This is a genomic window from Aminobacter sp. BA135, assembly GCF_050859125.1.
GTDB lineage: Bacteria > Pseudomonadota > Alphaproteobacteria > Rhizobiales > Rhizobiaceae > Aminobacter > Aminobacter ciceronei.
The window spans coordinates 922,094-947,039 of sequence record NZ_CP139572.1; the positions used below are offsets into that span (position 1 = coordinate 922,094).

Genomic DNA, 24,946 nt, shown 5'->3' on the forward strand with positions numbered 1-24,946 from the left:
AGCCCCCCGCCCACGGGCTAGAGTCGGATCGAACCAACCTCGGTTCCTTTTCAGGACGAGGGCGACGATCCCAAAATCTGAAGCCGACGTCTGGCCACAAGCCTGCGTCGGCTTTTTTGCGTCTACAGCGCCGTCTTCGACGGCTTGCGCACGACAGCCGCGCCGAGAATCGGGCCCGGCACGCCATCCTTGCCGACAGCCTGCAACAGCACGGCGCAGCCGCCCTTCTTTTCCACTTCGCTCTTCGGCAGCTCGAACCGTTGCGTCTGGCCGTGCCACATGCCGGCGGTGTGCAGGTCGGTGACGGCATTCCAGTACGTGACGCTGCGGCCCTTGTTTTCGCCCTTCTGCAGGTCGACGACCTGCGGCGGCTGATAATGCACGATCACCACATGGGCCGGGCTGGCCGGGCCGGTGGCGGCGCCGACCTCGATGGTGAAGGTGTCGCCATTGTCGGTCACCTTGAGGTCGACATTCATGCCCTGGCCGGTCTCGGCGAGGTTGGCGAGTGCGCCGTTCACATCCTCGCTCTTGGCGCCATTTACATGGGTGCGGCCATTGATGACGGCCTGGGGTGTGTAGACCGAGCGCGCGCCGAAGGCACGCATATAGGCATATTGGCGTTCGGTGTTGTCCTTGCTGCCGAGTTCGTCCTGCCAGCCGAGATAATCCCAGTAGGTGACGTGATAGGCGAGCGCGACCATGTCGTCCTGGGCGGCGAATTTGGCAAACAGTTCGTCGGCCGGCGGGCAGGAGTTGCAGCCCTGGCTGGTGAAGAGTTCGATGACGCCGAGCGGGCGCACGGGTGCCTTGGTTGTCGAGTCGGCATGCGTTGCGCCGGTAAACCCGGCAAAGGCCAGCGCCACGGCCGCCAGCCGAAAATATCTGCGAAACTCCATGACCGATCCAGATCCTCAGCCAGCGAAGCCGGCCTTTTTGTAGTTGCTGAAATATGTGGCAGAAGCGCCATTCAACGGGAAGTCACGTTGCGGTGAAATTTTCAACAAGTGAAGTTTCCGCTGCGTCAGGCTGTTGGGACAAATTACCATTATGAAATCGGGCGGCTGGCGCTAGAATTGGGCCGTGACGAGGCAAGGTGATGCTGCAACAGTTCAGCCAACATCTCGATCTCTATTGCGAACGGACTGACATCGGTCTGTGGGCAGAGCCGTTCAATGCCGTCAGCAATCTCGCCTTTTTCCTCGCCGGCCTGTGGGGCGTCTATGAGGCACGGCGGCGCGATGCCGGTACGTTCGCCGAGGTGCTGGGCTGGTGGGTGGTGGCGATCGGCATCGGCTCGACGCTGTTCCATACCTTTGCCAACCAGGCGACCAAATGGGGCGACATCGTCCCGATCGCCGGTTTCACGCTGGTCTATTCGCTGTTCAACCTGCGCCGCTTTGCCGGCATGGGATGGCCCAAAGCGCTGACGATTTTCTTCGGCTTCTACGTCGCTGTCGGTTTCATCACCTATATGGTGCCGGACTGGCTGCGGGTCGCCTCCAACGGCACCACCGGCTATCTGCCGCCGTTCCTGGCGCTGATCTTCTTCGGCTGCGTGGTCATCGCCAGCGGTAGTCGCGCCGGTTGGTACAACATCGCCGCTGCTGTCATCTTCCTCGGCGCCGTCATCTGCCGGGTCATGGACCCGCTGGTCTGCGACGCCATGCCGATCGGCACGCATTTCATGTGGCATATGCTCGATGGGCTGATGCTCGGCGTGCTGCTTGCCGCGACGACACGCTACGGCAGGCCACGTACAGAGCGGGCAGGTCATGAAAATCCAGCACGTTTGACGGCGGACGGTGCCTTACCCGGCCAGTGAAGCTGCCGGCTCGGCGTGCCTTTCGGCCCAGCCGTCGAGCCATTCGGCGCCTTGCATTTCGATAAGCCGCGACGACGTCCGGTCGAACTCGAAGGCCTCGTGTCCACGCTTTCCGACATAAAGCTTGTCGGGCGTGGCGGCGGCACTGATCACCAGCCTGATCTGCTGGTCATAGAGCGTGTCGACCAAGAGGATGAAGCGCTTGGCCTCGTTGCGATTGGCTTCTGCCAGAACCGGCACATGGTCGACGAAAATGGTCTTGTAGTGCACGGTGATCGCCAGATAGTCGCGCGCCGCAAGCGGCTTTTCGCACAGATCGGCGAAACCGAAGCGCGCACAGCCGGGAACGGCCGCCGGCACGGCGACCTTGCGGCCCTTGACCGCGACGGTGGCCGCTTCGGCAGCGGCCCCATGGGTCATCCTGGCCCAGGCCTTGTCCATCGCCTTGTCGGCAGCCTCGCCGAGCGGGCTGATATAGACAGGCACGCGGTCGAGCTTCTCCAGCCGGTAATCGGTGTCGGCATCGAGGTTGAGCACGTTGGTGTTCTGCTCGAGCATACCGATGAAGGGCAGGAACAGTTGGCGGTTGAGCCCGTCGCGATAAAGATCGCGCGGCGCGACGTTGGAGGTAGCGACCAGCACCACGCCTAGGGCAAACAGCGCCGAAAACAGCCTCGACAGGATCATCGCGTCGGCGATGTCGGTGACCGAGAACTCGTCGAAGCACAGCACCCAGGCCTCTTCGGCCAGTGCCGCCGCCACCGGCGGGATCGGGTCGTCATCGCGCGAGGTGCCGTTCTTGCGCGCCGCCCGCTGCCTCTGGATGCGGTCGTGCACGTCGGCCATGAAGTCGTTGAAATGGACGCGACGCTTGTGCTTGACCGGCACCAGCTCGAAGAACATGTCCATCAGCATGGTCTTGCCGCGGCCGACGCCGCCATGGACGTAGAGACCCTTGACGTGTTCGTGCTGCGGCTTGCGCCGGGCAAACAGCCAACCCAGCGCGCTCGACTTGCGCGCCAGCCTCTTCTCGGAAATCTCGTCGATCAGCCGGTCCAGTGCGGCGACGATCGGAAGCTGGGCCTGGTCGCTGCGGATGCTGCCGCTCTCGACCAGGTGGTCATAACGCTGCCTGACGGTCACATGGGTCTGCAGGCCGTCACGAACGTGCATGATTTACTCTGGCTGCCGAGATGTCAGCGGTTCAGCGAAATCGGCAGGCCGTTCGAGGTCTGGCCGTCGAAGCGGCCTTCGCCCGATTGATAGAGCCTGGCCAGCGGCGAGCCGCTTTCATCGAACAGCGTCAGCTGCTTGCCGGCGACGTTCCACGACTTGACGCCGTCGATGGGTGCCGGGCAGCGCAGCGGGCCGGCGCGGAAGCCCTGGCCGAACTTGGTCTGCGGCGTCGCCACCTTGCAGCTCTGGCCGGAAACCGACGCGCTCCACACCCCAGCCACGCTGGTTGCGGTGATGTCGGGTGCGTTGGCGGCGGCAGCGCCACCGTCGGCGGGCAGGGCCGCGACCTGGGTCTGTGCCGGCGCGGCCGGGAATTGCGAAGCACCTGCGGCGGCACCTGGTGCCGAGGGCGGCGGCAGCTGGCCGCTGGTGACAGTGCCTGCGGGCGCTGCGGGCAGCGGGGCCGGCTGGGTGTCCATCGAGGAAAGGCGCGTGCTGTTGCAGCCAGCTGCAGCCAGAAGCGCCACCAGCGATGCGGCCAGCAGGCCGGTTTTCGAAAAAGCCATTGCATTCCCTCCGTGGGGCAGTTCTGGGGGCGCCCCCGCGCGATCGACAATTCGCCTCTAAAGCGGCGAAGTTGGCAGAATTTCAACCTGATATGGTTAAAATAGGGTTTGCGTATGAAATTGTTGCAAAATTGTCTCAATAGGCCAACGTGCCGCGAGACTGGTAATTCGGTGATGTTTCCGCCATATAGGCCCCGAACAGCCGCGAGACTTACCGACCATGGCCATTGAGGCCCCTTTCGCCAAGATGAACGGGCTCGGCAACGACATTATCGTTGCCGACATGCGCGGTCGCGCGGACCGCGTTGCGCCTGCCGCGGCGATTGCGCTTGCCGCCGATCCGGCGACCAAGTTCGACCAGATCATGGCGATCCACGACCCGCGCACCCCGGGCACCGTGAACTACATCGAGATCATCAACTCCGACGGCACCCATGCCCAGGCTTGCGGCAACGGCACGCGCTGCGTCGTCCAGGCGCTGGCCGCCGAGACCGGACAGAAGGTGTTCACCTTCGAGACTGTCGCCGGCATCCTCAATGCCGAAGAGCATGAGGACGGCTCGATCTCGGTCGACATGGGCATTCCCCGCTTCGGCTGGCAGGACATCCCGCTGGCGGAAGAATTCCGCGACACCCGCGCCATCGAGTTGCAGATCGGGCCGATTGACCAGCCTGTACTGCATTCGCCCTCGGTCGCCTCGATGGGCAATCCGCACGCCATTTTCTGGGTCGACAACGACGTCTGGTCCTACGATCTCGACCGTTTCGGCCCGCTGCTCGAAAACCATCCGATCTTTCCCGAGCGTGCCAACATCTCGATCGCCCAGGTGACCTCGCCCGGGACGCTCAACCTGCGCACCTGGGAGCGTGGCGCCGGCCTGACGCTGGCCTGCGGTTCGGCCACCTGTGCTGCTGCCGTCTCCGCTGCGCGCACCGGCCGTACCGGCCGTAGCGTGACCGTCACCGTGCCGAGCGGCGGTACGCTTCAGATCGACTGGCGCAACGACGACCATGTCGTCATGACCGGTCCCGCCGAGTGGGAATTCTCCGGCCGCTTCAATCCGGCGACCGGCGCCTGGCGTCGCGATCAGCAGGACGTCGCTTGATGGCGGTGGACGTCGTAACTTTCGGCTGCCGCCTCAACACCTACGAATCCGAGGTGATGAAGCGCGAGGCCAAGGCCGCAGGCCTTGAAGAACTCAAGGGCGGCGCGGTCATATTCAACACCTGCGCAGTGACGAGCGAAGCGGTGCGCCAGGCCAAGCAGTCGATCCGCAAGGCGCGCCGCGAGAACCCTGACGCGCGCATCATCGTCACCGGCTGTGCCGCCCAGACCGACCCGGCGGCTTTTGCCGACATGGCCGAGGTCGACCTCGTGCTCGGCAACGAGGAAAAGCTCAAGGCGCACAATTACCGGGCGCTGCCGGACTTCGGCGTCAACGATTTCGAGAAGGCCCGCGTCAACGACATCTTTTCCGTGCGCGAGACGGCTGGCCACATGGTCGATGCCATCGAAGGCCGCGCACGCGCCTTCGTCCAGGTGCAGAACGGCTGCGACCATCGCTGCACCTTCTGCATCATTCCCTATGGCCGCGGCAATTCGCGCTCGGTGCCGATGGGCGCGGTGGTCGAGCAGATAAAGCGCCTTGCCGGTAACGGTTATGCCGAGGTGGTGCTGTCGGGCGTCGACATGACGAGCTACGGCGCCGACCTGCCGGGCGCGCCGCGACTGGGTAAACTGGTCAAGACCATTCTGCGCCAGGTGCCTGATGTGCAGCGTTTGCGTCTCTCCTCGATCGATTCGATCGAGGCTGACGAGGACCTGCTCGAGGCGGTTGCCACCGAGACCCGCCTGATGCCGCATCTGCATCTGTCGCTGCAGTCGGGCGACGACATGATCCTGAAGCGCATGAAGCGCCGCCACCTGCGCGACCAGTCGATCCAGTTTTGCGCCGATGTGCGCAAGCTTCGCCCCGACATTGTCTTCGGCGCCGACATCATTGCCGGTTTTCCGACCGAGACCGACGAGATGTTCGAGAATTCGATCCGCATCGTCGAGGAGTGTGGGTTGACCCATCTCCACGTTTTCCCGTTCAGCCCGCGCGAGGGCACGCCCGCCGCGCGTATGCCGCAGGTTCGTCGCGACATCGTCAAGCAGCGCGCTGCCCGCCTGCGCGCTGCCGGAGACGTCGCCTATACGCACCATCTCGAAAGCCTCAAGGGCTCGCGCCAGAAGGTGCTTGTCGAGCGCGAGGGGCTCGGCCGGACGGAAGGTTTTACGCTCGTTGCGATCGACAGGGGCACGGCGGGTGAAATCATGGAAGTCGACATCGCCGGACATGACGGCGAGCGGCTGACAGCGGCACCGGCCGCCGCGCGTGCGGCCTGACGAAAGCGACCGCATGGCATTCGGGTTCATCAAGAAAGTTTTCTCCTTCGGCAAGAAGGAGACGGTCGAGCAGCCGGCCGAGAACGAGGTTCTGCCGCCGCTGAATTTTGACGCTCTGGAAGCGTTGAAGCCGGCGGAAGAGGTGCCGGCCGCAGCGGAAACGCCTGTTGCCGGGGAGACACCGGCCGTTCCGATCGAAGAACCGACGCCGGAGCCGGCTCCAGAAACGCCGCCGACGCCGCCAGTGGTGCCGGAGCCAAAGCCGGCCGAACAGCCGGTACCGGTCGAGCCCGGGCCGCAGCCCGTTCCGCAGGAAGAACCTGCCGTCGAGCCGGAAAAGCCAGCCGAGCAGCCCGTGCCTGCGCCGAGCCCGGTCGAGCCGGAGCCAGCGCCGGCGGAGGTTCCGCTGCCGCCGGTTGAGCCGGCAGCGCCGGAGTTGCCCGAAGAAGTTCCGGCCCAGCCGGTGCCCTCTGCGCCCGAGCCGACAATGCGTGCCCCTGAAACGGAGCCGGTTGTCGAAGAGCCCGTCGTCGAGGCGCCTGCCTCTGTACCGCCGGAACCTGTGGCTGAACCACGTCCCGTCGAGCCAGTCGACGAGGAGCCTGCGCCGATCGCAGTCGAAGCGCCCGAGCCGGTGGCGATGGCGGTCGAGGAAGCGCAGCCGGTAGCCGCGCTGCGCGATGCTGTTTCCAAGCCTGCGCCTGTTGTCGTTCCCGCTCCCACTGAACCGGTACAGGCTTCCCCTGCGCCTGAGCCGAAACCCTCGGCCGGCAAGGTCACCGTCCAGAAGAAGGTCGAGCAGAAGGCCGAAATCGTCGAAGTGGCGGCGCCCGCGCCACGCCAGAGCTGGTTCCAGCGCCTGCGCCAGGGCCTGTCGCGCTCGTCCAAGGAACTATCGGGCAACATTGCCGGCATCTTCACCAAGCGAAAGCTGGACGAAGACACGCTGCAGGATCTCGAAGACGTGCTGATCCGCGCCGATCTCGGCGTCGAGACGGCGCTTCGGGTCACCGACGCTCTGGCGGCGAGCCGCTATGGCAAGGACGTTTCCGACCACGAGGTCCGCTCCATCATGGCGGTCGAGGTCGAGAAGGTGCTGAAGCCGGTGGCGCTGCCGCTGGAGCTCGACCTGTCGCACAAGCCGCATGTCATCCTTGTCGTCGGCGTCAATGGCACCGGCAAGACCACGACCATCGGCAAGCTTGCCGCCAAGCTGACCGAAGGCGGGCTGTCTGTCATGCTCGCCGCCGGCGACACCTTCCGTGCCGCAGCCATCGAGCAACTGAAGATCTGGGGCGAGCGGACGAAGTCGCCCGTCATCGCCACCAAGCTCGGTGCGGATGCAGCGGGCCTTGCCTATGATGCCTTCGAACAAGCCAAGGCTGCGGGTTCCGACGTCCTGATCATCGACACGGCCGGCCGCCTGCAGAACAAGACCGAACTGATGGCCGAGCTCGAAAAGATCGTGCGCGTGCTCGGCAAGCTCGATCCCGAAGCGCCGCACACGGTGCTACAGACCGTCGACGCCACCACCGGCCAGAATGCGCTCAACCAGGTCGAGATCTTCCGCAATGTCGCAGGTGTGAACGGTTTGGTCATGACCAAGCTCGATGGCACGGCGCGCGGCGGTATTTTGGTCGCAATCGCCGCCAAACATAAGCTGCCGGTCTATTTCATCGGCGTCGGCGAGCAGGTCGACGATCTCGAACCCTTTTCGGCAAGCGATTTCGCCAAGGCGATCGCAGGAGTCGCCTGATCCATGAACGCACCCATCCTCGAACGCGATCCTTCCGACCCGAAAACCAAGAAGGAAGAGGTCAGCCCGCTGCTCAAGCTGGTGCTGGAACTTGGGCCGCTGGTGGTGTTCTTCTTTGCCAATGCGCGCGGCGAATGGCTTGCGTCGCGCTTCCCGACGCTTGCCGAGCTCGGCGGACCGATCTTCATCGCCACCGGCCTGTTCATGGCGGCAACGGCGATTGCGTTGGCCGCCTCGTGGCTGCTGACACGCTCGCTGCCGATCATGCCGCTGATTTCCGGCATCGTCGTCTTCGTCTTCGGCGCGCTGACCCTGTATCTGCAGGACGACGTCTTTATCAAGATGAAGCCGACAATCGTCAACACGCTGTTCGGCGCCATCCTGCTGGGCGGCCTGTGGTTCGGCAAGTCGCTGCTCGGCTACGTCTTTGCATCCGCCTTCCGCCTCGATGCCGAAGGCTGGCGCAAGCTGACCTTTCGCTGGGGCCTGTTCTTCCTGTTTCTTGCCGTGGTCAACGAGGTTGTTTGGCGGTCTTTTTCGACCGACACCTGGGTGGCATTCAAGGTCTGGGGCATCATGCCGATAACCTTGCTCTTCACTTTCAGCCAGATGCCGCTCATCATGCGCCATTCGCTGGAAGACCATAAGTAAGAGGGCATCATGGAGTTCATCACCGACCGCCAGGCGTTGCGTCAACATTATCGCGCGCCGGGTGATGGCGCCGTGCGCAAGGAGCTCCGCCGCCTCGACCATCACGCCAAGGGCTTCCTGGCGCGCAGCCCGTTCGTGCTGATCGGTTCGTCCGACGACAGGGGCAACGCCGACGTCACGCCCAAGGGCGACAAGCCGGGATTCGTCGCCATCCTCGACGATGCCACCATCGCCATTCCCGACCGGCCGGGCAACAATCGGCTCGACACGCTCGAAAACGTCCTCGTCAACCCGGCTGTCGGCCTGCTGTTCCTGATCCCGGGCATGAACGAGACGCTGCGTATCAATGGCGATGCGCGCCTGACCGCCGATCCGGCGTTGCGCGAGCGGCTCGCCGCCGAGGGCAAGCTGCCTGTTACCGTCATGGTCGTCGCCATCAAGGCGGTCTACATGCATTGCGCCAAGGCGTTCATGCGTTCCGAGCTGTGGGCATCCGGCACATGGCCCGAGCGCGCCAGCCTGCCGACACTGGGGCAGATTCTGCGCGACCAGCTGGCGCTTGCCGACAATGCCGAAACGCTCGACCGCTCACTGGACGAATCCTATCGCAAGAGCATGTGGTAGCTTTCGCCGGACACGATTCGTCCGACGTTTGGCGGCCTTGCCTTGATCAATATCCTCGCCATTTCCGGTAGCCTGCGGGCAGCCTCCACCAACACTGCGCTTGTTGTCGCCTTGGCGCGCAATGCGCCACCGGGCTGCCATGTCAGCGTCTATGACGGTCTTGGCCGCCTGCCGATTTTCAATCCCGATGACGAGGGTGAACGCACGCCGAAGGAGGTGACTGCGCTCATCGATGCCGTTACGCGAGCCGACGCCGTGATCGTCTCTTGTCCTGAATACGCCCATGGGGTGTCTGGCGGATTGAAGAACGCGCTGGACTGGCTGGTTTCACGTGACGCCGCCGTCGGCAAGCCGGCGATGCAGGTGCATGCTTCGCCGCGGTCGCAATTTGCCCGCGCTGCCCTTGCCGAGATCATGAAAACAATGTCCTTCGACCTTTTTGACGGGCAAGACCTGACCATTACGCTGCTCGGCAAGAGACCGCAGGAGATGGACGAGATCCTTGCTGACGCGGCCAGCATTGCATTGATGCGGGACAGGTTGGCGGCGTTTTCCAGTTTTGTTTGCACTCGTTAACTCGTTATGCGCGTCGTGCATTGCTGCGTTGCAGCATCTTATTTTGCAGCGCAACAGTTCCTATGTCATGTTCGGATCGATCAGGGAGGTCGGTTCAAGCCGCATTGGGCGGCAGACGAAAGGAACGCAAGATGATGTTCGACAACCTTCTGACCCGCGCGCGCCAGAGCGCCGCCAAGCGCAAGCAGTACAAGCGCCTCGTTGCCGAAATCGACGGCTTCTCGAGCCGCGACTTGGCCGATATGCGCGCCGACCGCAGCGAGATGCTGTTCCAGGCCTACAAGCAGGTCTACGGCTAATTCCTAGCCAGAAATGTCCGGCCGGTTTTTGACCGGCCGTTGCGACAAGGCGCCAGGGGCACCCTCAAGGGATGCCGCAAGCGCCTTTTTCGTTTGCAGCATCGTGGGCCCCGCAGTGGCCTCAGTGCACCGGCATCGTCGCTGTGGCGCTTCCATGAGCCCGCTTCAGCCAGTAGCCGAAGATTGCCGCCGTGATGAAGGCGATCAGCCCGTAGATCGCTGCCGGAACCGCCATTGTCGCATTGTTGAGCAGCAGCGGGCTCAGCGCGATGGCGATTGCCAGCGTGCCGTTGTGGATGCCGATCTCCATGCCGATCGCGGTGGCCTGCCGTTTTTCGACGCCGGCGGCGCGGGGCACAAAATAGCCGACGCCGAGGCTGACGAGGTTGAAGGCAAGTGCGGCCAGGCCGACGATCGGTCCCCAGGCCTTGAGCGTTTCCCACTCCTGCACGAGCGCCACGGCAACCACGGCGAACAGGAACAGCATCGAGAAGATCTTCACCGGCCGCGCCATGCGCTCGGCGAAATCAGGGAAGCGGCTGCGCAGCCACATGCCGATAAGCACGGGGCCGAGCACGATGACGAACACCTGCATCACCTTGGCGAATTGCAGCGGGATCGCCTGGTCGCCCGACATGAAATGCATCAGCGACCAGTTGACGATCAGCGGCAGCGTCACGATCGACAGCGCCGAATTGATCGCCGTCAGCGTGATGTTGAGCGCCACGTCGCCGTCGGCCAGGTGGCTGTAGAGATTGGCTGAGGTGCCGCCGGGGCTTGCCGCCAAAAGCATCATGCCCACAGCCAATGCCGGTTCGAGGCCGAAGACGTAGACCAGCCCGAGACACGCAAGCGGCAGGATGACGGTCTGGCAGAGCAGCGCCACGATCACCGCCTTGGGCTTTTGCAGGACGTTGCGAAAATCCTCCGTCGTCAGCGACAGGCCGAGGCCGAGCATGATGACGCCGAGCGCCAACGGCAGAAAAATGATGAGCGCGGAACTGTCTTGCATTGACGTCTCCCCCAACAGCCACCGGTCGCGCCGTCACGGCGCGCCTCTCCCCAGCGGTTGTATGAAAACGTAGTTGAAATCTTGATGATTCGCACGTGGTGCGCGAGCCGGCCACGATCCGGTCTATTGCGCCGCCAGTGCCTTCTCGATTTCGGGCATGAGTGTCGTGCTCACCGCCTCCGGCGACAGCGGTCCGACATGCTTGAAGGCAACCTTGCCGTCCTTGCCCAGAAGGAAGGTTTCCGGCACGCCATAGACACCCCAGTCGATTGCGGTGCGGCCGTTCTGGTCAACGCCGATCGCCTTGTAGGGGCTGCCGAGGTCGCCGAGAAAACGGCGGGCGTTCTCGGGCTTGTCCTTGTAGTTCAAGCCGGCGATGGAAAAACGCTGGTCCTTCGACAGTTCGAGCAGCACCGGGTGTTCCTCGCGGCATGGCGCGCACCACGACGCCCAGACATTGACCAGCGTGACCTTGCCGGCGAAGTCGGCTGAGTTCAGCCCGGGAACCTGCATGCCTTCGAGCGGCGGCAGGTCGGTCTCTGGCGCCATCTGGCCGATCAGCGCCGAGGGCACCGCGGTGAGGTCGCGGCCGGACAGCAGCTGCGCCAGGAACAGGCCGGCGAGGCCCATGAAAATCAGCAGCGGCAGCAGAACCATGAGCCTGCGCGGACGCGCCGCCTGCTTCGGGCTGTCGATGCTCATGCCTTGGCCTTGTCCGAACGACGGCGGTGGCCGGCGGCCTCAAGTTCGGCCATCTCGCGCTTGCGTGCGCGCTGGTCGGCCAGGATCCACAATACCAGCCCTGTGATGGCGATCGCCGAGACGGCGTAAGCCGCCGTGACATAGAGGGCGTGGGCGCTCATCGGGCACCCTGGCAAGGCTTGGTCGTGTCGCTGTTTCCGAGCATGTCATTCACTTAGCGGCGAGCGTGCCGCTGCGCAATCTGACGCCGCGCCGCACCGCTGTGGTTGAAGGAAACGTGATCAGTTGGTGCCCGAGCGAAGTGCTACCGCCGCCGCCAACGGGCCGATGACGGCCAGAAACATCGTCAGCGCGCAGAGAATCAGGAACGGAGGGGTGAACGGGTCGGGGTCGTTGACAGCGCCATAACTTGCCGTGACGCCGAAGATCAGCACCGGGATGACCAGCGGCAGCACCAGCACCGAGATCAAGAGCCCGCCGCGCGGCAGGGCGACGGTGACGGCTGCACCCGTCGCACCGATGAAAACGATGGCCGGCGTACCGACGAGCAACGTCAGCGCCGCAGCACCGATGCCGATGGGCTCCATGTTCATGAACAGGCCGAGCAGGGGGGCTGCGATGACCAGCGGCAAAACGCTTGCTGTCCAGTGCGCCAGGCATTTGACCAGCACCGTCAGCGCCAGCATGTGGCGGTCTGCGTTGAGCACCAGAAGATCGAGCGAGCCGTCCTCGCGGTCGGCCTGGAACAGCCGGTCGAGGCCGAGCAGGCTGGCCAGCAGCGCGCCGATCCAGAGAATTGCCGGGCCGATGCGGGCAAGCAGGTTGAGATCGGGCCCGACGCCGAAGGGGATGGTGACGATGACGGCGAGGAAAAACAGCACGCCCGTCAAGGCGCCACCGCCGGCGCGGACGCCCATGCGGAGATCGCGGAGGTAGAGGGCTAGCATGGGAGCTGCCTTCCGTCGATCTGTTCGGAGAGGTGGCGTTCCTTCCCACCCCCCTCTGTCCTGCCGGACATCTCCCCCGCAAGGAGGGAGATCACGCAGTGGGCTGGCCATTGCCAATCGCCGATGTTGCAGAAGGGGCGTCGGGGTCGGAGCCGCCAATCTCCCCCCTTGCGGGGGAGATGGCCGGCAGGCCAGAGGGAGGTGCTAAGAAGGGCAGCGTTTTCAGACATGCACCCGCCCCATCTCCAGCGCCTTCACCCCCTCCAGCCCAAGCGGCAGATGGGTCGCGGCGACGACGATTCCGCCCGCCGCGCAATGATCCCGCATCAGCCCTGCCAAGCGCGCGTCCGACGCCTTGTCGAGACCCGCTGTCGGCTCGTCGAGCAGCCAGACCGGGCGGTGGCTGATGAGCAGCTTGGCGATCGCGGCGCGGCGCTTCTGGCCGGTGGAGAGGTAGCCGAAGGGCAGGTGGCCGAGGCCGCCGAGGCCGACATCGTCCAGGGCGTCAGCAATGCCCAGCTTTCCACTGCCCGCAAAGCTCCGCCAGAATTCGAGATTCTCGCGAACCGTCAATGCGGCCTTCATTGCGTTCTGATGACCGAGATAGTGGCAGGCTGCGGCAACGGCCGGAAACTCCTCGCCGCCGTCCTCGATGCTGATTCGTCCCGATGCATGCGGCAAAAGCCCGGCGATGACGCACAGCAGGGTCGACTTGCCCGAACCGTTGGGGCCGGTGACGATCAGCGCCTCGCCGTTCTCCAGCGTGAAGCCGATGTCTTCGAAAACCGGCTCGCCACCTCGTTCACCGCTGAGTTTTTCGGCGATAAGCCGCATTCTTCCCCCGTCGCCGAGACCATCTCGCTGCCGCATTGCGTCGCAGCAAAATAGGCGAATCTCCGTCTAGAACTATTCCAATAAATTCTCTATATGCCACTCGACCATGCCAGCGGTCGGCATGGAAACAGAATTTGCGCCGAACCAGCGCACGCGCCGCCTTGAACGGCTCGGGTTGCTTGGGACCGGACAGCGGAAATGGCCGTACCCGCACCTTTGCGCGTGATTGCATGCCCATCGGAGTCCGTTCCCTTTCAGGCTGAACAGACAAGGATGGATCGCACGTGTCCAAATCACTCGACAGTTTCAATTGCCGCCGCACGCTCACCGCTGCAGGCACGGACTATGTCTATTACAGCCTCATCGAGGCCGAGAAGAACGGCCTGACCGGCATCTCCCAGCTGCCCTATTCGATGAAGGTGCTGCTGGAAAACCTGCTGCGCAACGAAGACGGCCGCACCGTCACCAAGGACGCCATCCAGGCGGTTGCAGGCTGGCTTGTCGACAAGGGCACCGCCGGCGTCGAGATCGCCTACCGCCCGGCCCGCGTTCTGATGCAGGACTTCACCGGTGTTCCGGCCGTCGTCGACCTTGCGGCCATGCGTGATGGCCTTGCCTCGCTGGGTGGCGATCCGCAGAAGATCAACCCGCTGGTTCCGGTCGACCTGGTCATCGACCACTCGGTCATCGTCGACGAATTCGGCACTCCGCTGGCCTTTGCCCGCAATGTCGAGCTCGAATATGAGCGCAACGAAGAACGCTACAAGTTCTTGAAGTGGGGCCAGCAGGCGTTCCGCAACTTCCGCGTCGTGCCGCCCGGCACCGGCATCTGCCATCAGGTCAACCTCGAATACCTCGCCCAGACGGTCTGGACCAACACCGAGGATGGCGTGACGACCGCCTATCCCGACACCTGCGTCGGCACCGATTCGCACACCACCATGGTCAACGGCCTGGGCGTGCTCGGCTGGGGCGTCGGCGGTATCGAGGCTGAGGCCGCGATGCTCGGCCAGCCGGTCTCGATGCTTCTGCCCGAGGTCATCGGCTTCCGCCTGACCGGCAAGCTCAAGGAAGGCGTCACCGCCACCGACCTGGTGCTGACCGTCACCCAGATGCTGCGCAAGAAGGGCGTCGTCGGCAAGTTCGTCGAGTTCTTCGGCCCCGGTCTCAGCAACATGACGCTGGCAGACCGCGCCACCATCGGCAACATGGCGCCGGAATATGGTGCGACCTGCGGCTTCTTCCCGGTCGATTCCGAGACCATCCGCTATCTCAACATGTCGGGCCGCGCCGAAAACCGCATTGCGCTGGTCGAGGAGTTCTCCAAGGCGCAGGGCATGTGGCGCGACGCTTCGTCGGCCGATCCTGTCTTCACCGACCTGCTCGAGCTCGACATGGCGTCAGTCGTTCCATCGATGGCCGGCCCGAAGCGTCCCGAAGGCCGCATCCCGCTCGAAGGCATCGCCTCGGGCTTCGCGACCGCGCTCGAAGCCGAGTACAAGAAGACCGTCGACACCGCCAAGCGTTATGCGGTCGAGGGTGAAAAATTCGACCTCGGCCATGGCGACGTGGTGATCGCTGCGATCACCTCCTGCACCAACACCTCGAACCCGAGCGTGCTGATCGGCGCTGGCCTTCTGGCCCGCAATGCCAACCGCATCGGCCTCAAGCAGAAGCCGTGGGTGAAGACCTCGCTGGCTCCCGGTTCGCAGGTGGTTGCCGAGTATCTCGAGAAGTCGGGCCTGCAGAAGGAGCTCGACCAGATCGGCTTCAACCTCGTCGGCTTCGGCTGCACGACCTGCATCGGCAACTCCGGCCCGCTGCCGGCGCCGATCTCCAAGACCATCAACGACAAGGGCCTGATCGGTGCGGCCGTGCTCTCGGGCAACCGCAACTTCGAAGGCCGCGTGTCGCCCGACGTGCAGGCCAACTACCTGGCCTCGCCGCCGTTGGTGGTCGCTTACGCGCTCGCCGGCACTGTGACCCTGGACCTGACCTCCGAGCCGATCGGCGAGGACCGTGACGGCAAGCCGGTGTTCCTGAAGGACATCTGGCCGACCAATGTCGAGATCGAGCAGTTCATCGCCGAAAACGTCACCCGCGAGCTGTTTGCCCGCAAATATGCCGACGTCTTCAAGGGCGACGAGAACTGGCAGAACGTCAAGGCGCCGGAAGGCCAGACCTATGCCTGGGACGACAAGTCGACCTATGTGCAGAACCCGCCTTACTTCGTCGGCATGGGCTCGAAGCCGGGCCAGATCGGCAAGATCCAGGGCGCGCGCGTGCTCGGCCTGTTCGGCGACAAGATCACCACCGACCACATCTCGCCGGCTGGTTCCATCAAGGCGGCTTCACCTGCCGGCAAGTACCTGACCGACAACGGCGTCGGCGTTGCCGACTTCAACCAGTACGGCACGCGTCGTGGCAACCACGAAGTGATGATGCGCGGCACGTTTGCCAACATCCGTATCCGCAACCACATGCTGGGCGAGAACGGTCGCGAGGGTGGCTACACCTTCCACTATCCGTCCAAGGAAGAGATGCCGATCTACGATGCCGCCATGCAGTATCGTAGCGAAGGTACGCCGCTGGTGATTTTCGCCGGCGTCGAGTACGGCAACGGCTCGTCGCGCGACTGGGCTGCCAAGGGCACCAACCTGCTCGGCGTTCGCGCCGTCATCGCCCAGTCCTTCGAGCGTATCCATCGCTCGAACCTGGTCGGCATGGGCGTGATCCCCTTCACCTTCGAAGAGGGCACCAGCTGGAAGACGCTCGGCCTCAAGGGCGACGAGCAGGTGACGATCGACGGCCTCGAGACGATCAAGCCGCGCCAGAAGATGGTGGCCAAGATCACCTTCGCCGACGGTTCGGTGAAGGACGTTCCGATCCTCTGCCGCATCGATACCCTTGATGAGCTCGACTACTTCAAGAATGGCGGCATTCTGCAGTACGTTCTGCGCGACCTCGCCGCGTAAGTTTTCGCAGCGATTCATGTGAAACACACCGCCGGGGCGAAAGCTCCGGCGGTTTTGTTTTGAGAAGGCGCGTTACCCCCGGCTCTCGCTTCGCTCAGGCGGGATGTCCGCGGCGGCGGCAGTTGCCAAATCTCCTCACTGCCACGCTCGCTTTCGGGCGTCGAGAAGGGAGGGCTGTCCACGCGGGATGGTGATCGAGATGCTGACAATGAGCGCGTGCGCGGTTGTGCTTTGCGAAGCAAACCTTTGGCGCCGTGATCCACCGCACCTCCCCTCTGGCCTGCCGGCCATCTCCCCCCACAAGGAGGGAGATCACGCCTTCATCGGCGCCCCGGCCAATCGCGAATGCCGCAAAGCGCCTTGGAGAGCGCTGTTTATGGCGGTGCAGGATGAGCGACGCCGGCAACGCGACTAATCTCCCTCCTTGGGGGGAGATGGCCTGCAGGCCAGAGGGGGGTGTGAAGGATCGCGACGGTGAAACGCAATTCTGCGGAGTCCGTGCCCAGGTGGCCGACGCAGAAGCAGGTGGGGTTGGCAAAGCTACTGACGACATCAACGACACGTCGAAATACGCCATATGCCGTATTGTCCAGACGGCTGCTGCCGGGACATCTGCCCACCTGACGGACCCGTCTTCGCGGGTCGAGATTGAGGAGCGGGTCTGATGAGGTTGATGACGCTTGGGGCGGCCTGGTTGCTTGTCCTGTCCGGCGGTGCGGCATTGGCCGCGGATGCAACGTCGCCGCAGCCGGCAGCCGGCTTCGACTGGTCGGGCGGTTATGTCGGCGTGCAGGCCGGTCATCTCTGGGGCACCGGGCGGACGACGTCCGAACCCGGCTTGAGTTCCGAGCCCGATGTCGACGGCTGGCTTGGCGGCGTCTATGCCGGCTACAATCATCAGCTGGCCAACCAGATCGTCATCGGTGTCGAAGCCGACCTCGCCGTCAGCAATGCCGATGGTTTCGGGGAGGCGTATGTCTGGGGAGTCCCGTTTCCGCCGCCCGCGATCGGCGACGTGTATGCGCTCAACTGGTCCGGCGCGGCGCGCGTGAAGGCCGGTTACGCAATCGACCGGCTGCTGCCTTATGTTGCCGGCGGCGTGGCGTTCGCCGACGTCAACGTTCATGCGATCGAAGACGGCGTCCGGATCAGCCCGATCGTTGGCGATACGATGGTCGGATGGACTGTCGGCGCCGGTGTCGAATACGCCTTCACCGACGATCTCATCGGTCGCGTGGAGTATCGCTATGCGGATTTTGGCAGCTTCGAGCTTTCGCCGATCGCGACGGCCGAGGTCAAGACGCACGATGTGCGGATCGGTGTCGCTTACAGGTTCTGAGGGCGGCCCGGCTGCCAATTTGAACCCCGGCCTCGCGCCGGGGTTTTGTCTTTTTAGACGGTCCGTGCCGGTTGCCAATGGTGATGCCGTGACTGAGCAGCTTGGCTGGAGGTCAAGAAAAATGGCAGCGGTCGCGATCCTTCGCACCCCCCTCTGCCCTGCCGGGCATCTCCCCCACAAGGAGGGAGATTAGTCTCGCCGGCGGCGGCGCCCGTTCTGTGCTGGGAAGACTCTTGCATCGACTGTGGTTGGCCGAGACGCGCATTAAGGCGTGATCTCCCTCCTTGTGGGGGAGATGGCCGGCAGGCCAGAGGGGGGTGCGAAGGATCACGGCGGTGGAAGCCGAAATGCGCGAACGAGTGGAAATGCCATCCTCGCGCCCGCAATTGGATCAGGTCGCCTTCCCCGCCGTTCCTTCCTTCAGATTGTAGAGATACATCACAAACGTCTCCACCGGCTCGGCCGGCTCCTTGCGCCCGTCATAGAGGGCGCGGGCGGGGAGGTTGTCGGGTTCGGTGCCGAGCCAGGCTTCCGCGCAGCCCGCCTCGCGACCGGCGGCGAAGAGGGCGTCCATCAGGAGGTTGGCAATGCCGCGGCGTTGCCAGGCCGGCGAGACGCCGACCTCGTCGACATAGAGCTCCGACGGCTTGTCGACATGGTGGTGGATCATGCCGGCTGCCTGCGCCACAACCTGGCCATCATCGAGGGCGACGAAGAGCAGATGGCCCGGGGAGGCGAGGCAGGCCTTCAGGCGGAGCGGGTCGACCGGCTCGTCGAAGACGTCTGCGGCGACGATATCGAACAAGCGTTCGTCGCCAGGACCCAGTCTGCGGATCTCGAGGGGAGGCATCGTTCTCTTCACCATTTCTTCGTAAAGTCGTCACAAAACTTTGACGTTTACGTAAATCCCGTTGTTTCTAACCGATTGAAAAAGTTGAGGTCAAAATAATCGGTTGAATTTTTTTGGCCATGGAGCTATTGCGAGCCGCTATTTCTGGCTGCATTTCCGCGGCCTCTCTGGCCCAAACCTACTCCACCCCGCCGCCACGGCGTCGTTACAGGCAAAGGGAAATTCCTTCATGGCACGCAACAAGATAGCCCTCATCGGCTCCGGCATGATTGGCGGCACGCTCGCCCATATGGTTGGCCTCAAGGACCTCGGCGACGTGGTCATGTTCGATATTGCCGAAGGCATCCCGCAGGGTAAAGGTCTCGATATCGCCCAGTCTTCGACGGTCGATGGCTTCGACTCGCGCTACACCGGCGTCAACGACTATGCCGGCATCGAGGGTGCCGATGTCTGCATCGTCACCGCCGGCGTGCCGCGCAAGCCCGGCATGAGCCGCGACGACCTGCTCGGCATCAACCTCAAGGTCATGGAACAGGTCGGCGCCGGCATCAAGAAGTATGCCCCGAAGGCCTTCGTCATCTGCATCACCAACCCGCTCGACGCCATGGTGTGGGCGCTGCAGAAGTTCTCGGGCCTGCCCAAGAGCCACGTCGTCGGCATGGCCGGCGTGCTCGACTCGGCGCGTTTCCGCTACTTCCTGTCGGAAGAGTTCAAGGTTTCGGTCGAAGACGTATCGGCGATGACCCTGGGCGGCCACGGCGACGATATGGTGCCGATGGTGCGCTATTCGACCGTTGCCGGCATCCCACTGCCTGATCTCGTCAAGATGGGCTGGACCAGCCAGGACAAGCTCGACGCCATCGTTGAGCGCACCCGCAAGGGCGGCGGCGAGATCGTCGGCCTGCTCAAGACCGGCTCGGCCTACTACGCGCCGGCCTCGTCGGCGATCCAGATGGCCGAAGCCTATCTCAAGGACAAGAAGCGCGTGCTGCCCTGCGCGACGCACCTGTCGGGCCAGTATGGCGTCAAGGACATGTATGTCGGCGTTCCCGTGGTGATCGGCGCCGGTGGCGTCGAGCGCATCATCGAGCTCGACTTCAACAAGGCCGAGCAGAAGATGTTTGAGAAGTCGGTCGAAGCGGTGAAGGGCCTGTGCGAGGCCTGCGTCGCCATCGCACCGAACCTCGCCAAGAAGTAAGGGACAACGGGCATGAACATCCACGAGTATCAGGGCAAGCAATTGCTCAAGGGTTTCGGTGCTCCCGTCGCTGACGGCGTGCCGGTGTTCAAGATCGAGGAAGCGGAAGCTGCCGCCAAGGCGCTGCCGGGCCCGCTCTACGTCGTGAAGAGCCAGATCCACGCCGGCGGCCGCGGCAAGGGCAAGTTCAAGGAACTGCCGGCCGATGCCAAGGGCGGCGTGCGCCTCGCCAAGTCGGTCGACGAGGTCGTGGCGTTTGCCAAGGAAATGCTCGGCAACACGCTGGTGACCAAGCAGACCGGCCCGGCGGGCAAGCAGGTCAACCGCCTCTACATCGAGGACGGCGCCGACATCGACCGCGAGCTGTATCTGTCGATCCTCGTCGACCGTTCGGTCGGCCGCATCGCCTTCGTCGTTTCGACCGAGGGCGGCATGGACATCGAGGCTGTCGCCCATGACACGCCGGAGAAGATCATCACCGTTGCGATCGACCCGGAAAAGGGCGTGACGGCTGAAGACCTCAAGGCGCTGAATTCGGCGCTGAAGCTTTCGGGCGAGGCGGCCAAGGACGGCGAGAGCCTGTTCCCGATCCTCTACAAGGCGTTTGTCGAGAAGGACATGAGCCTGCTCGAGGTCAACCCGCTGATCGTCATGAAGAACGGCCGCCTGCGCGTGCTCGACGCCAAGGTGTCGTTCGACAACAATGCGCTGTTCCGCCACGCCGACGTGCTGGAGTTGCGCGACACCACCGAAGAGGACGCCAAGGAGATCGAGGCGTCGAAATACGACCTCGCTTATGTCGCGCTTGACGGCAACATCGGCTGCATGGTCAACGGCGCCGGCCTGGCGATGGCGACGATGGACATCATCAAGCTCTACGGTGCCGAGCCTGCCAACTTCCTCGACGTCGGCGGCGGCGCTTCCAAGGAGAAGGTGACGGCGGCGTTCAAGATCATCACCGCCGACCCGGCCGTCGAAGGCATCCTGGTCAACATCTTCGGCGGCATCATGAAGTGCGACGTCATTGCCGAGGGCGTTATCGCCGCGGTCAAGGAAGTCGGCCTCAAGGTTCCGCTGGTTGTGCGCCTCGAAGGCACCAATGTCGAGCTGGGCAAGAAGATCATCAACGAGAGCGGGCTGAACGTCATCTCGGCCGACGACCTCGACGACGCGGCGAAGAAGATCGTCGCTGCGGTGAAGGGAAACTGAGCCAATGTCCATTCTCATCGACAAGAACACCAAGATCCTGGTGCAGGGCCTGACCGGCAACACCGGTTCGTTCCACACCGAACAGGCGCTGGCCTATCACGGCACCAAGATGGTCGGCGGCATCCACCCCAAGAAGGGCGGCGAGAAGTGGGACGGTTCCGTGCCGCTGCCGATCTTCTCGACAGTTGCCGAAGGCAAGGAAAAGACCGGCGCGAATGCGTCCGTCGTCTACGTGCCGCCGGCAGGTGCCGCTGCTGCGATCATCGAGGCGATCGACGCCGAGATCCCGCTGATCGTGTGCATCACCGAAGGCATCCCGGTCACCGACATGATCAAGGTCAAGGCGCGCCTCGACCGCTCCAAGTCGCGCCTGATCGGCCCAAACTGCCCGGGCATCGTCACGCCCGACGAATGCAAGATCGGCATCATGCCGGGCAACATCTTCCGCAAGGGTTCGGTCGGCGTTGTTTCGCGCTCGGGAACGCTTACCTATGAGGCGGTGTTCCAGACCACCAATGCCGGTCTCGGCCAGTCGACGGCAGTCGGCATCGGCGGCGACCCGGTCAAGGGCACGGAATTCATCGACATGCTCGAGATGTTCCTGGCCGACGACGAAACCAAGTCGATCATCATGATCGGCGAAATCGGCGGCTCGGCCGAAGAGGATGCAGCGCAGTTCCTCATCGACGAAGCCAAGCGCGGCCGCAAGAAGCCGATGGCCGGCTTCATCGCCGGACGCACCGCACCGGAAGGCCGTACCATGGGCCATGCCGGTGCAGTGATCTCCGGCGGCAAGGGCGGCGCGGAAGACAAGATCGCGGCCATGGAGGCAGCGGGCATCCGCGTGTCGCCGTCGCCGGCACGTCTCGGCACCACGCTGGTCGAGGCGATCAAGGGCTAAGGCCAAGTGAATAGGGGAGTAGGGCAGTACAGGCAGTAGGAATTCCAGATCATTGCCCTACTGCCTTACTGCGCTACTCCCTTCAAAACAGGAGAGGAGCCAGAGGCTCCGCAGGACAAAGATGGCACGATCCGATCAGGCCAACGACCAATTTTCCCTCACCTCGTTCCTCTATGGCGGCAATGCCGACTATATCGAGGCGCTGCACGCCGCCTATCTCGACGACCCTGAAGCGGTCGACCAGGAGTGGCGCGACTTCTTCGGCGCGCTGAAGGACGACGCCGGCGACATCCGCAAGAACGCCAAGGGCGCCTCGTGGTCGACGCCGAGCTGGCCGCTGCAGGCCAATGGCGAACTGGTTTCCGCGCTCGACGGCAACTGGGGCATGGTCGAGAAGCTGATCGAGAAGAAGGTCAAGGACAGGGCTGTCGCCACAACCGGCACCGAGCCGTCCAAGGCCGATGTGCTGCAGGCGACGCGCGACTCGGTGCGCGCCATCATGATGATCCGCGCCTACCGCATGCGCGGCCACCTGCATGCCAATCTCGACCCGCTCGGCATCGCCAAGCCGCTCGAGGATTATAACGAGCTGTCGCCTGAGGCCTATGGCTTCACCTCCGCCGACTACGACCGGCCGATCTTTATCGATCATGTGCTGGGCCTCGAATACGCGACCATCCGCGAGATGCTCGAGATCCTGAAGCGCACCTATTGCTCGACGCTCGGCGTCGAGTTCATGCATATCTCCGATCCCGAGGAAAAGGCCTGGATCCAGGCCCGCATCGAAGGTCCGGACAAGGCGATCGAGTTCACGCCCGAGGGCAAGAAGGCGATCCTGTCGAAGCTGATCGAGGCCGAGGGCTTCGAGCAGTTCATCGACGTCAAGTACAAGGGCACCAAGCGCTTCGGCCTCGACGGCGGCGAGTCGCTGATCCCCGCACTTGAGCAGATCGTCAAGCGCGGCGGTTCGCTCGGCCTCAAGGAGGTCGTGCTCGGCATGGCCCACCGCGGCCGCCTCAATGTCTTGACCAACGTCATGGCCAAGCCGCATCGCGCGGTGTTCCACGAGTTCAAGGGCGGCTCCTACGCGCCTGACGACGTCGAGGGTTCGGGCGACGTGAAGTACCACCTTGGTGCCTCGTCGGACCGCGAGTTCGACGGCAACAAGGTCCATCTGTCCTTGACCGCCAACCCCTCGCATCTCGAGATCGTCGATCCGGTGGTGATGGGCAAGGCACGCGCCAAGCAGGACCAGCTGTTCGGCCGCGCCCGCGGCGAGATCGTGCCGCAGGAAGAGCGCGCCAAGGTGATGCCGCTTCTGCTGCACGGCGATGCGGCATTCGCCGGTCAGGGCGTGATCGCCGAAATCCTCGGCCTGTCGGGCCTGCGTGGCCATCGCGTCGCCGGCACGCTGCACTTCATCATCAACAACCAGATCGGCTTCACGACGAACCCGCGCTTCTCGCGTTCGTCGCCCTATCCGTCCGACGTTGCCAAGATGATCGAGGCGCCGATCTTCCACGTCAACGGCGACGATCCGGAAGCTGTGGTGTTCGCGGCCAAGGTCGCGACCGAGTTCCGCATGAAGTTCCACAAGCCGGTTGTCGTGGACATGTTCTGCTACCGCCGCTTCGGCCACAACGAAGGCGATGAGCCTGCCTTCACGCAGCCGATCATGTACCGCAACATCCGCACCCATAAGACCACGGTGCAGACCTATGCCGAGAAGCTGATGGCCGAAGGCCTGATGAACCAGGCCGAGGTCGACAAGATGCGCGCCGACTGGCGCGGCTTCCTTGAAGCCGAGTTCGAGGCGGGCCAGGCCTACAAGCCGAACAAGGCGGACTGGCTTGATGGCGCGTGGTCGGGCATGCGCACGGCCGACAACCAGGACGAACAGCGCCGCGGCAAGACCGCGGTGCCGGTAAAGACGCTGAAGGAAATCGGCAAGAAGCTGACCGAGGTGCCGAAGGACTTCGAAGTCCACCGCACCATCGGCCGCTTCCTCGAAAACCGCCGCCAGGCGATCGAATCGGGCGAAGGCATCGACTGGGCAACGGCGGAATCGCTGGCGTTCGGCTCGATCCTGCTCGACGGCAATCCGATCCGCCTGTCGGGCCAGGATTCCGAGCGCGGCACCTTCTCGCAGCGCCACACCGTGCTCTACGATCAGCGTGACGAAAACCGCTACATCCCGCTCAACAATTTGTCGGCGGCGCAGGCCGGTTACGAGGTCATCAACTCGATGCTCTCGGAAGAAGCCGTGCTTGGCTTCGAATATGGCTACTCGCTCGCCGAGCCCAAAGCGCTGACGCTGTGGGAAGCGCAGTTCGGCGACTTCGCCAACGGCGCCCAGGTGGTGTTCGACCAGTTCATCTCGTCTGGCGAACGCAAGTGGCTGCGCATGTCGGGTCTCGTCTGCCTCTTGCCGCACGGCTATGAAGGCCAGGGTCCCGAGCACTCGTCGGCGCGCCTCGAGCGCTTCCTGCAGCTCTGCGCCGAAGACAACATGCAGGTGGCCAATGTCACCACGCCGGCCAACTACTTCCACATCCTGCGCCGGCAGCTGAAGCGCGACTTCCGCAAGCCGCTGATCCTGATGACGCCGAAGTCGCTGCTGCGCCACAAGCGTGCCGTGTCGTCGCTGTCGGAGATCTCGGGCGAGAGCTCGTTCCACCGTCTCTTGTGGGACGACGCCCAGTATCTCGGCGATCAGCCGATCAAGCTGGTCAAGGACTCGAAGATCCGCCGCGTCGTGCTGTGCACCGGCAAGGTCTATTACGACCTCTACGAGGAGCGCGAAAAGCGCGGTATCGACGACATCTATTTGTTGCGCGTCGAGCAGCTCTATCCGTTCCCGGCCAAGGCGCTGATCACCGAGCTCAGCCGCTTCCGCAACGCCGAAATGGTGTGGTGCCAGGAAGAGCCCAAGAACATGGGCGCTTGGTCGTTCATCGACCCGTATCTGGAATGGGTGCTCGCCCATATCGACGCCAAGCACCAGCGCGTGCGCTACACCGGCCGTCCGGCTGCCGCCTCCCCGGCGACGGGCCTGATGTCCAAGCACCTGGCGCAGCTCCAGGCATTCCTCGACGACGCCCTCGGCGAATAAACAAAG

At 63.7% G+C, this 24,946-nt stretch carries 23 protein-coding genes; 14 read left to right on the plus strand and 9 right to left on the minus strand.

Going from position 1 to position 24,946, the window contains the following annotated elements; translation table 11 throughout:
* Positions 1 to 122 precede the first annotated feature (122 nt).
* Complete coding sequence (locus SLT36_RS04445) at positions 123 to 899, minus strand: DUF1223 domain-containing protein (RefSeq protein ID WP_432286038.1); 777 nt, start codon at positions 897 to 899, stop codon at positions 123 to 125.
* A 200-nt stretch (positions 900 to 1,099) separates the two neighbouring features.
* Here SLT36_RS04445 and SLT36_RS04450 point away from each other — a divergent pair, with 200 nt between their 5' ends.
* Entirely contained in the window at positions 1,100 to 1,825 is a 726-nt protein-coding gene (locus tag SLT36_RS04450) for a ceramidase domain-containing protein (protein WP_432286039.1), read from the plus strand.
* Here the strand turns inward: SLT36_RS04450 and zapE are convergent.
* Together zapE and SLT36_RS04460 are read right to left on the minus strand one after the other, a co-directional pair.
* Positions 1,811 to 2,998, minus strand: a complete 1,188-nt coding sequence (gene zapE / locus SLT36_RS04455) for a cell division protein ZapE (protein ID WP_432286040.1) — start codon at positions 2,996 to 2,998, stop codon at positions 1,811 to 1,813. The genes SLT36_RS04450 and zapE overlap by 15 nt on opposite strands.
* A 23-nt stretch (positions 2,999 to 3,021) precedes the next feature.
* Positions 3,022 to 3,567 carry a protease inhibitor Inh/omp19 family protein gene (locus tag SLT36_RS04460; RefSeq protein WP_067956044.1) on the minus strand — a complete coding sequence of 182 codons (546 nt, stop codon included), beginning with the start codon at positions 3,565 to 3,567 and terminating at the stop codon, positions 3,022 to 3,024.
* Between the two features lie 220 nt (positions 3,568 to 3,787).
* On the opposite strand from SLT36_RS04460, the gene dapF reads away from it, so the two are divergent.
* From dapF to SLT36_RS04495, 7 genes are all read left to right on the plus strand, one after another.
* The gene (gene dapF / locus SLT36_RS04465; protein WP_432286042.1) at positions 3,788 to 4,672 is read left to right on the plus strand and encodes a diaminopimelate epimerase; all 885 of its coding nucleotides are present in this window, start codon (positions 3,788 to 3,790) and stop codon (positions 4,670 to 4,672) included.
* Positions 4,672 to 5,955 carry a tRNA (N(6)-L-threonylcarbamoyladenosine(37)-C(2))-methylthiotransferase MtaB gene (gene mtaB, locus SLT36_RS04470; RefSeq protein WP_432286044.1) on the plus strand — a complete coding sequence of 428 codons (1,284 nt, stop codon included), beginning with the start codon at positions 4,672 to 4,674 and terminating at the stop codon, positions 5,953 to 5,955. The genes dapF and mtaB overlap by 1 nt, the downstream gene beginning before the upstream one ends.
* Before the next feature lie 13 nt (positions 5,956 to 5,968).
* Positions 5,969 to 7,711, plus strand: a complete 1,743-nt coding sequence (ftsY, locus tag SLT36_RS04475) for a signal recognition particle-docking protein FtsY (RefSeq protein ID WP_432286046.1) — start codon at positions 5,969 to 5,971, stop codon at positions 7,709 to 7,711.
* A 3-nt stretch (positions 7,712 to 7,714) separates the two neighbouring features.
* Complete coding sequence (locus tag SLT36_RS04480) at positions 7,715 to 8,362, plus strand: septation protein A (protein ID WP_432286048.1); 648 nt, start codon at positions 7,715 to 7,717, stop codon at positions 8,360 to 8,362.
* Between the two features lie 9 nt (positions 8,363 to 8,371).
* Positions 8,372 to 8,986, plus strand: a complete 615-nt coding sequence (locus tag SLT36_RS04485) for a pyridoxamine 5'-phosphate oxidase family protein (RefSeq protein ID WP_432286049.1) — start codon at positions 8,372 to 8,374, stop codon at positions 8,984 to 8,986.
* A 42-nt stretch (positions 8,987 to 9,028) separates the two neighbouring features.
* Positions 9,029 to 9,562, plus strand: coding sequence for an NADPH-dependent FMN reductase (locus SLT36_RS04490; protein WP_432286050.1), 534 nt, complete (start codon positions 9,029 to 9,031; stop codon positions 9,560 to 9,562).
* Between the two features lie 131 nt (positions 9,563 to 9,693).
* Complete coding sequence (locus tag SLT36_RS04495; protein ID WP_432286052.1) at positions 9,694 to 9,861, plus strand: hypothetical protein; 168 nt, start codon at positions 9,694 to 9,696, stop codon at positions 9,859 to 9,861.
* Positions 9,862 to 9,982: 121 nt separating this feature from the next.
* Here the strand turns inward: SLT36_RS04495 and SLT36_RS04500 are convergent, their stop codons facing one another.
* The 5 genes from SLT36_RS04500 to ccmA form a co-directional block, all read right to left on the minus strand.
* Complete coding sequence (locus SLT36_RS04500; RefSeq protein WP_432286054.1) at positions 9,983 to 10,873, minus strand: bile acid:sodium symporter family protein; 891 nt, start codon at positions 10,871 to 10,873, stop codon at positions 9,983 to 9,985.
* Positions 10,874 to 10,996: 123 nt separating this feature from the next.
* Complete coding sequence (locus tag SLT36_RS04505) at positions 10,997 to 11,575, minus strand: DsbE family thiol:disulfide interchange protein (protein ID WP_432286055.1); 579 nt, start codon at positions 11,573 to 11,575, stop codon at positions 10,997 to 10,999.
* A complete protein-coding gene (ccmD, locus tag SLT36_RS04510) occupies positions 11,572 to 11,736 on the minus strand; it encodes a heme exporter protein CcmD (protein WP_115730167.1) in 165 nt (54 codons plus the stop codon). The genes SLT36_RS04505 and ccmD overlap by 4 nt, the downstream gene beginning before the upstream one ends.
* A 120-nt stretch (positions 11,737 to 11,856) precedes the next feature.
* Positions 11,857 to 12,522: a heme exporter protein CcmB gene (ccmB, locus tag SLT36_RS04515; protein WP_432286056.1), complete on the minus strand. Its 666-nt coding sequence runs from the start codon at positions 12,520 to 12,522 to the stop codon at positions 11,857 to 11,859.
* Between the two features lie 222 nt (positions 12,523 to 12,744).
* Positions 12,745 to 13,356, minus strand: coding sequence for a heme ABC exporter ATP-binding protein CcmA (gene ccmA / locus SLT36_RS04520; protein WP_432286057.1), 612 nt, complete (start codon positions 13,354 to 13,356; stop codon positions 12,745 to 12,747).
* A gap of 284 nt (positions 13,357 to 13,640) precedes the next feature.
* Here ccmA and acnA point away from each other — a divergent pair, with 284 nt between their 5' ends.
* Together acnA and SLT36_RS04530 are read left to right on the plus strand one after the other, a co-directional pair.
* A complete protein-coding gene (gene acnA / locus SLT36_RS04525) occupies positions 13,641 to 16,331 on the plus strand; it encodes an aconitate hydratase AcnA (protein ID WP_432286058.1) in 2,691 nt (896 codons plus the stop codon).
* Positions 16,332 to 16,995: 664 nt separating this feature from the next.
* Entirely contained in the window at positions 16,996 to 17,670 is a 675-nt protein-coding gene (locus tag SLT36_RS04530) for an outer membrane protein (RefSeq protein WP_432286060.1), read from the plus strand.
* A 391-nt stretch (positions 17,671 to 18,061) separates the two neighbouring features.
* Here SLT36_RS04530 and SLT36_RS04535 read toward each other — a convergent pair whose 3' ends face one another.
* A complete protein-coding gene (locus SLT36_RS04535; RefSeq protein ID WP_432286061.1) occupies positions 18,062 to 18,520 on the minus strand; it encodes a GNAT family N-acetyltransferase in 459 nt (152 codons plus the stop codon).
* Positions 18,521 to 18,749: 229 nt separating this feature from the next.
* Between SLT36_RS04535 and mdh the strand changes: the two genes are divergently transcribed.
* The 4 genes from mdh (at position 18,750) to SLT36_RS04555 (ending at position 24,940) form a co-directional block, all read left to right on the plus strand.
* Positions 18,750 to 19,718: a malate dehydrogenase gene (mdh, locus tag SLT36_RS04540; RefSeq protein WP_115730173.1), complete on the plus strand. Its 969-nt coding sequence runs from the start codon at positions 18,750 to 18,752 to the stop codon at positions 19,716 to 19,718.
* 12 nt (positions 19,719 to 19,730) lie between these two features.
* Positions 19,731 to 20,927: an ADP-forming succinate--CoA ligase subunit beta gene (gene sucC, locus SLT36_RS04545; RefSeq protein ID WP_432286062.1), complete on the plus strand. Its 1,197-nt coding sequence runs from the start codon at positions 19,731 to 19,733 to the stop codon at positions 20,925 to 20,927.
* A 4-nt stretch (positions 20,928 to 20,931) separates the two neighbouring features.
* Positions 20,932 to 21,828, plus strand: coding sequence for a succinate--CoA ligase subunit alpha (sucD, locus tag SLT36_RS04550; protein WP_115730175.1), 897 nt, complete (start codon positions 20,932 to 20,934; stop codon positions 21,826 to 21,828).
* A gap of 121 nt (positions 21,829 to 21,949) precedes the next feature.
* Positions 21,950 to 24,940, plus strand: coding sequence for a 2-oxoglutarate dehydrogenase E1 component (locus SLT36_RS04555; RefSeq protein ID WP_432286064.1), 2,991 nt, complete (start codon positions 21,950 to 21,952; stop codon positions 24,938 to 24,940).
* The last annotated feature ends 6 nt before the right edge of the window (positions 24,941 to 24,946 follow it).

Bases quoted from the DNA above. Each gene is read 5' to 3' on its own strand.
- SLT36_RS04480 (WP_432286048.1), top strand. From the start codon at position 7,715: ATGAACGCACCCATCCTCGAACGCGATCCTTCCGACCCGAAAACCAAG.
- sucC (WP_432286062.1), top strand. From the start codon at position 19,731: ATGAACATCCACGAGTATCAGGGCAAGCAATTGCTCAAGGGTTTCGGT.
- dapF (WP_432286042.1), top strand. From the start codon at position 3,788: ATGGCCATTGAGGCCCCTTTCGCCAAGATGAACGGGCTCGGCAACGAC.
- ccmD (WP_115730167.1), bottom strand. From the start codon at position 11,736: ATGAGCGCCCACGCCCTCTATGTCACGGCGGCTTACGCCGTCTCGGCG.
- SLT36_RS04445 (WP_432286038.1), bottom strand. From the start codon at position 899: ATGGAGTTTCGCAGATATTTTCGGCTGGCGGCCGTGGCGCTGGCCTTT.
- SLT36_RS04460 (WP_067956044.1), bottom strand. From the start codon at position 3,567: ATGGCTTTTTCGAAAACCGGCCTGCTGGCCGCATCGCTGGTGGCGCTT.
- SLT36_RS04530 (WP_432286060.1), top strand. From the start codon at position 16,996: ATGAGGTTGATGACGCTTGGGGCGGCCTGGTTGCTTGTCCTGTCCGGC.
- sucD (WP_115730175.1), top strand. From the start codon at position 20,932: ATGTCCATTCTCATCGACAAGAACACCAAGATCCTGGTGCAGGGCCTG.
- SLT36_RS04555 (WP_432286064.1), top strand. From the start codon at position 21,950: ATGGCACGATCCGATCAGGCCAACGACCAATTTTCCCTCACCTCGTTC.
- zapE (WP_432286040.1), bottom strand. From the start codon at position 2,998: ATGCACGTTCGTGACGGCCTGCAGACCCATGTGACCGTCAGGCAGCGT.
- ftsY (WP_432286046.1), top strand. From the start codon at position 5,969: ATGGCATTCGGGTTCATCAAGAAAGTTTTCTCCTTCGGCAAGAAGGAG.
- mtaB (WP_432286044.1), top strand. From the start codon at position 4,672: ATGGCGGTGGACGTCGTAACTTTCGGCTGCCGCCTCAACACCTACGAA.
- SLT36_RS04495 (WP_432286052.1), top strand. From the start codon at position 9,694: ATGATGTTCGACAACCTTCTGACCCGCGCGCGCCAGAGCGCCGCCAAG.
- ccmA (WP_432286057.1), bottom strand. From the start codon at position 13,356: ATGCGGCTTATCGCCGAAAAACTCAGCGGTGAACGAGGTGGCGAGCCG.
- SLT36_RS04450 (WP_432286039.1), top strand. From the start codon at position 1,100: ATGCTGCAACAGTTCAGCCAACATCTCGATCTCTATTGCGAACGGACT.
- mdh (WP_115730173.1), top strand. From the start codon at position 18,750: ATGGCACGCAACAAGATAGCCCTCATCGGCTCCGGCATGATTGGCGGC.
- SLT36_RS04505 (WP_432286055.1), bottom strand. From the start codon at position 11,575: ATGAGCATCGACAGCCCGAAGCAGGCGGCGCGTCCGCGCAGGCTCATG.
- ccmB (WP_432286056.1), bottom strand. From the start codon at position 12,522: ATGCTAGCCCTCTACCTCCGCGATCTCCGCATGGGCGTCCGCGCCGGC.
- SLT36_RS04500 (WP_432286054.1), bottom strand. From the start codon at position 10,873: ATGCAAGACAGTTCCGCGCTCATCATTTTTCTGCCGTTGGCGCTCGGC.
- SLT36_RS04485 (WP_432286049.1), top strand. From the start codon at position 8,372: ATGGAGTTCATCACCGACCGCCAGGCGTTGCGTCAACATTATCGCGCG.
- SLT36_RS04535 (WP_432286061.1), bottom strand. From the start codon at position 18,520: ATGCCTCCCCTCGAGATCCGCAGACTGGGTCCTGGCGACGAACGCTTG.